General features: G+C 65.1%; 3 protein-coding genes. All 3 read left to right on the top strand.

From position 1 onward, the window contains the following. The first annotated feature begins 368 nt into the window (after positions 1-368). Positions 369-2,639, top strand: a complete 2,271-nt coding sequence (locus G3480_RS24985; RefSeq protein ID WP_164656931.1) for an ATP-binding protein — start codon at positions 369-371, stop codon at positions 2,637-2,639. Between the two features lies 1 nt (position 2,640). Beyond that, on the top strand, positions 2,641-3,159 hold the full coding sequence (locus G3480_RS24980; RefSeq protein WP_164656930.1) for a hypothetical protein: 519 nt from the start codon (positions 2,641-2,643) through the stop codon (positions 3,157-3,159). 749 nt (positions 3,160-3,908) lie between these two features. After that, a partial coding sequence (locus G3480_RS24975) for a diguanylate cyclase (RefSeq protein ID WP_164656929.1) occupies positions 3,909-5,263 on the top strand: 1,355 nt, incomplete at its 3' end.

The following is a 5,263-nucleotide window of genomic DNA, read 5'->3' as shown; positions in this document are numbered from 1 at the left end:
AACGGTTCTGCCTGGCGCCAAAAATCATCGGACATCTCTTGAAAGGCCATGGCATCCTCGATACGCGTGATTGTCGTACCTAAGATACTATCTTATTTGGCATTTTAATTATTAAGCATTTTCTGTTCCGGATATCCTCTAAGCCGGATACCGAACGAGGGTTGATCCGGGGTGAGCGCCGGCGCTGGCCGGGCTGTTCGATCAGCCGCCGCGCCTCGATCTCCCCTGCCAGCACCGCGTTGGCCAGGACCACTGCACACCCGATCGCCGCGCGCCGCGCGCGGTCGCGGCAAGGGGCTGGCCCCGTCTAAGCATCCATCCCGACCTGGCCTGATGACCGCTGGGCCGGGTGCGCAGGAGCCAGTCTCATGGGGTATGACAGTCCAGCGGGCGCATCCCTGTCCATCACCAACGCCGCCTTCCTCGAGGCGGTCTTCCCCAAGCTCAACCCCGAGGAATATCTCTGGTGCGCCAGCTTCGTCACCGATCCTGGTCAAGCCAGTGCGGCGCAATGGGGCGGTTATCCGGTCAGAGCGCCGGTGCAGGATCACACGGAGCGCAACACCTATTTCTGCGTCGCGGCGCTCAGCCCCACGCCCACGGGTCAGCGGCATCGACGCAAAGAGACCTTCTCACGCTTGTGCGTGGTCGTGCTCGATGACGCGCAGCCGGTCGCCGAACTCTCACCGACCTGGGTCCTCGAGACCTCGGTGCCCAACGAGCGGCCCAAGCTCCAGGTGGGCTATCGGCTGCATGAGCCATTAGCGGATCTGGCGAGCGCGCAGCGCCTGCACCAAGCGCTGGCCGAAGCCGGACACCTCCAGGCCGATCGCAACGGCAACAATCCGGTGCGCTATGTCCGCCTGCCGGTCGGCTCCAACACGAAATACCGTCCCCCTCACCCGCACCGTCTGCGCCAGTTCAATCCAGAAGCCAGCGTCAGTCTGGAGGTGCTGATCCAGGCACTCGGACTGAATCGCGTCGCAATCCTCGGTGGGAAGCCCTCCGGATCTCCGACAACGACCGGCACCCCCTGGATCAAACAGGCACGCAAGCTCGCGTGGGATGCGGCGCGACGGACCCTCGACGATCCGACACGGGGCCGCCATGCCGAGCTGTTTCGACTCGGCGCCTATGCCGCGCGCGATGGATTGCCACTCGACGCCATCGACTTCCTGCTTGAGGAATTCGCGCAGCACATGCGCTCGACGAACACCCAGGGGGAGGTCGTCCCCATCCACATCGCCGCCGAGCGACGCACGCTGCAGGATGGGTTCGAGCGTGGACGGCGGGATCGGAGTCAGGCTCTTCCGCATCCAGAGGCTCCGCCAGTCGTCACTCGCGAGGCAAAGTCGTCCGGCACTGCTCGGAGCCTACCCCCTAACGCCAGGGGGTCGGCGCCCTTGGACGCCTTGGGAGAGGTCAGTCTCGTCAATGCCGCGCGCATCCCGATCACGCCCATCCGCTGGCTGTGGTCGGGCTGGCTCGCGGCGGGCAAGGTGCACGTGCTCGCGGGCGCCCCCGGAACCGGCAAGACGACGGTCGCCATGGCGCTGGCCGCCACCCTGAGCCTGGGCGGACGCTGGCCTGATGGCGCGCGTGCACCCGCGAGAAATGTCATGATCTGGTCGGGCGAGGACGACCCCAAGGATACCCTGGTGCCCCGTCTGGTGGCGGCCGGCGCCGACCTCAGCCGTATCGATCTCATTACCGGCTATGTCGATACGCAGGGCTCACGCGCCTTCGATCCGGCCCGCGATACGCTCGCCCTTGACGAGCATATCGCCACCCTGGACACACCCCCTGCCCTGCTGATCCTGGACCCGATCGTCTCGGCCGTGGGTGGGGACTCACACAAGAATGCCGAGGTCCGGCGCGGACTGCAGCCCTTGGTCGATCTGGCGATGCTACGCGGCTGTGCGGTGATGGGGATTTCGCATTTCAGCAAGGGCTCGGCCGGTCGCGAGCCGGTGGAGCGCGTCACCGGCTCCCTCGCCTTCGGCGCCCTGGCGCGTGTCGTTCTGGTTACGGCCCGCCTACCGGAGAGCGAGGGCGGCGGACGGCTGATCGCTCGTGGGAAGTCCAACATCGGCCCCGACACGGGTGGATTCGCCTATGACCTGGAGGTCTGTGACGTCGAGGCGGGGATCGAGACAACACGGATCCTGTGGGGACAGGCGCTGGAAGGCAGCGCCCGCGATCTGCTCGGCCGCTCGGAGCTCACCGAGCTGCCCGAAGAGCAGACGGCCACCCGCGAAGCCATGGATTGGCTTGCCGACTACCTCCGCACTGGACCGGCCAAAGCCAAAGACGTGCAGCGGGAGGCGCGCGAGGCCGGGATCAGCGAGAAGGCGCTCCGCACGGCGCGGGAACGACTGGGGGTCAAACCCACGAAAAGTGGATTCTCGCAGGGATGGCGCTGGGCCTTGCCTCGCGAAGATGCCCAAGATGCCCAAGATGCCCGCGTCATTGACCAAGTTGCCCACCCGCCTGAGGATGGCATCTTCGGGGATGAAGGGCATCTTCGGGCCGAGGATGGGGCCGCTCACGGAGAGCCGAGCGACGCGCCGAACACGAATCGCGCTGAGACTGAAGCACCTGTTGTCCCCAGCGCAGAAGGCGATGTCGAGATCATCTGACATGGATGCCACCGCCTTCCTCCGCGAGCTCACCCAGTATGGCTATGCCGTATCACGGGCGGGCGATCGTTTGCTCGTGTCCCCGAAAAGCCGTGTCAACGAGCGACTGCGGGCACGGCTGCGGACCTACAAGCCAGCGCTGCTGGCCTTGCTCGCTGACGCTTCGGAGCCACCGTCATCGGTGGAGGCGGACACCGATCGGAGCCTGCCACGGCGGTCGGACCCACCACCCTTGTCGGAGGAAGAGCATGAGGCGATCCTCGAAGCCATCGCCGAACGGGCAGCTATCCGTGAAATGGAAGGGAGCCAATCCCGAAGCTTCGCCGAGCGGGAGGCAAGAGCCGCCATGCGCGTCTACCGGGTTCTGTTGGAAACAACGCCTGGGCGCGCGCACTGGGCCACCTTGATCTTACCCGGCTGCAACCAAGCCGAAGCCACTACCCACGCCCGTCGGCGCTGGCGATCCTCCCGGATACTCGCCCTGGTCACAAAGGAGCTGGACGAAGGCGACCTCCGATAGCCGCGCGGGCTATCCGCTCAGACTGGTGCCGGTGCCAACTGTCTCCCACAGGCGCTTCGTGAGTACACTAGGTTATCACCGTGCCCCAACCAGCCGCCAGCCGATCCGCTCTTCAGGCACTGTTCTTTCCATGCGCGAGCCTCAGTTTTCAGCAACAGACGCCCGCTCCAGTCTGATGGTGCGAGAGTCGTCGCGGTGCAACGAATGACAGCAGTCGACCCAATGGAGACATTGGCTCTGCGAACAATGACGGCGGCCATGCAACCCAGATCGGACATTGCGAGAGTCGTCTTGTTCATTACTGACGCCGTCGATCTCGTCCGTGTGCGGGGCGCCCGCTTGGGAAGACCCGCCCGTCGAAGTCGTGCCCGACTGGAACGCCCTAGCGCAACCACCACCCGAGTACCGCTTCGACCAACGGCTGCAGTGGTAGCCTCCTCCCGTCGGCTAGCCACGCAGGCGACCCGCTATCCCCTGCATCCGCGTTCCCGTCAAGCGCTGCCGCAAGCTAGCCCGACACCCTCCCCGACGCGGTCTGCTCCTCATCTCTCACAGTCGGCTCGCGCTGTGCCCTTGCGGCGATTTTTCCTGCGGTGCTACCGTCCCCGGACTTCTGCCGCGGTGCGGTTGGACTTCCTATCCCCGGGACGGATTTACTCACTCCGCGCAGCGATTTCGCTATCCGAGCGCGACGCCCGCGCGGAGGCCGTCGGCAATGACCGGCGCCGAAATCTCGCCAGGAACCTCAAATGTCTGCAACCGGTCCCTTCAAGCCACTGTTCAACCGCGGCGTGGTCGAACTCGAGTCGCCGGGCGTCGATCTGGATGTTGAACACTGTGCGAACTGCGCCCTCCGGCATTCGGCCGGCTTGAGCCCCTTAGGTAGCCCGCGTGCGATGATTCGATCAGCCTTTACTCGCATCCGCGTCTTCTTGCTACTGCCACTGCTGCTCGTGGCTGCCACCAATCATTGCGTCGCGCAGGAGGTAGCGCCTGCCAGCCCTGCCGCGCGGCTCGCGCTGACTGCGGCGGAGCAAGCCTATCTTGCGCAGTTGGGGGCATTGAGGGTTTGCACCTTTCCCGACTGGATGCCCTATGAGCAAATCACCGCCAGCGGGGAGTATCGCGGGATCGGCGCCGACCTGACCGCGTTGCTGGACGAGCAGCTCGGCGTGCCGCTCACGCTGTTGCCAACGCGCACCTGGTCCGAGTCGTTGGCCAAGGTCCGCGATGGTCGCTGTGATCTGCTGCCGATGACGATGGACGTGCCGAGTCGTCACGCCTACCTTGACTTCTCGGCCCCGTTCACGGCGCAGCCCTTCGTCATCGCCACCCGGCGCAGCCACCCCTTTATCGCGACGCTGGCGCAGCTCGACGACGCAAGCGTCGCGGTTGTCGAGGATGTCGCCGTCGGCGAGCTGATTGCCGCGCGGTATCCACGACTCAAGCTCGTGACCGTTGCCAACGTGACCGAAGGACTGGAGTTGGTTCGCCAAGGACGCGTCGTCGGATACGTGGACTCGCTGGCCACCATTGCCTACCAGCTGCAGCGGGAGGAATCGATCGACATCAAGGTCGCCGGCACGCTCGGTTTCGACCTCCAGCTCAGTATGGCAACCCGAGCGGACCAGCCGCTGTTGGGAGTCGTGATCGCCAAGGCGCTGGATGCGATCGGTCCGTCGGAGATCGACCGTATCGTCAGTCGTTGGCTGTCCGCCCAGTACCAGCCGCCGCGCAACGCGGCCTGGCTATGGATGGTCCTCGCCCCGACGGCGCTCGTCATGCTCGGACTCTACCTCTGGAATCACTGGCTGCGGAAGGTCAATCGTGCCCTGGCCGAGGCCCAGGCGGAGTTGGCCGAGAAGAGCCAAGCGCTGGAGCGCCTCTCAGTCACCGACAGCCTCACCCAGCTCAGCAATCGGCGAAAACTGGATGAGGTGCTGAACCGATCCGTCGAGCTGAGTCGTCGTAACGCCCGACCGCTCGCGCTGATCATGCTCGATCTCGACCACTTCAAGGTGACCAACGACAGCTATGGGCACCAGGCCGGCGACCAAGTCTTGCAGCAGGTCGCTGCATTGATCCGCGAACAGTGCCGCAACAC

Origin of the sequence: Thiorhodococcus mannitoliphagus, from assembly GCF_010915725.1 — a bacterium.
GTDB classification, from domain to species: domain Bacteria; phylum Pseudomonadota; class Gammaproteobacteria; order Chromatiales; family Chromatiaceae; genus Thiorhodococcus; species Thiorhodococcus mannitoliphagus.
The sequence above is the reverse complement of the archived record's forward strand: the minus strand, read 5'-3'. Positions and strand labels throughout refer to the sequence as shown.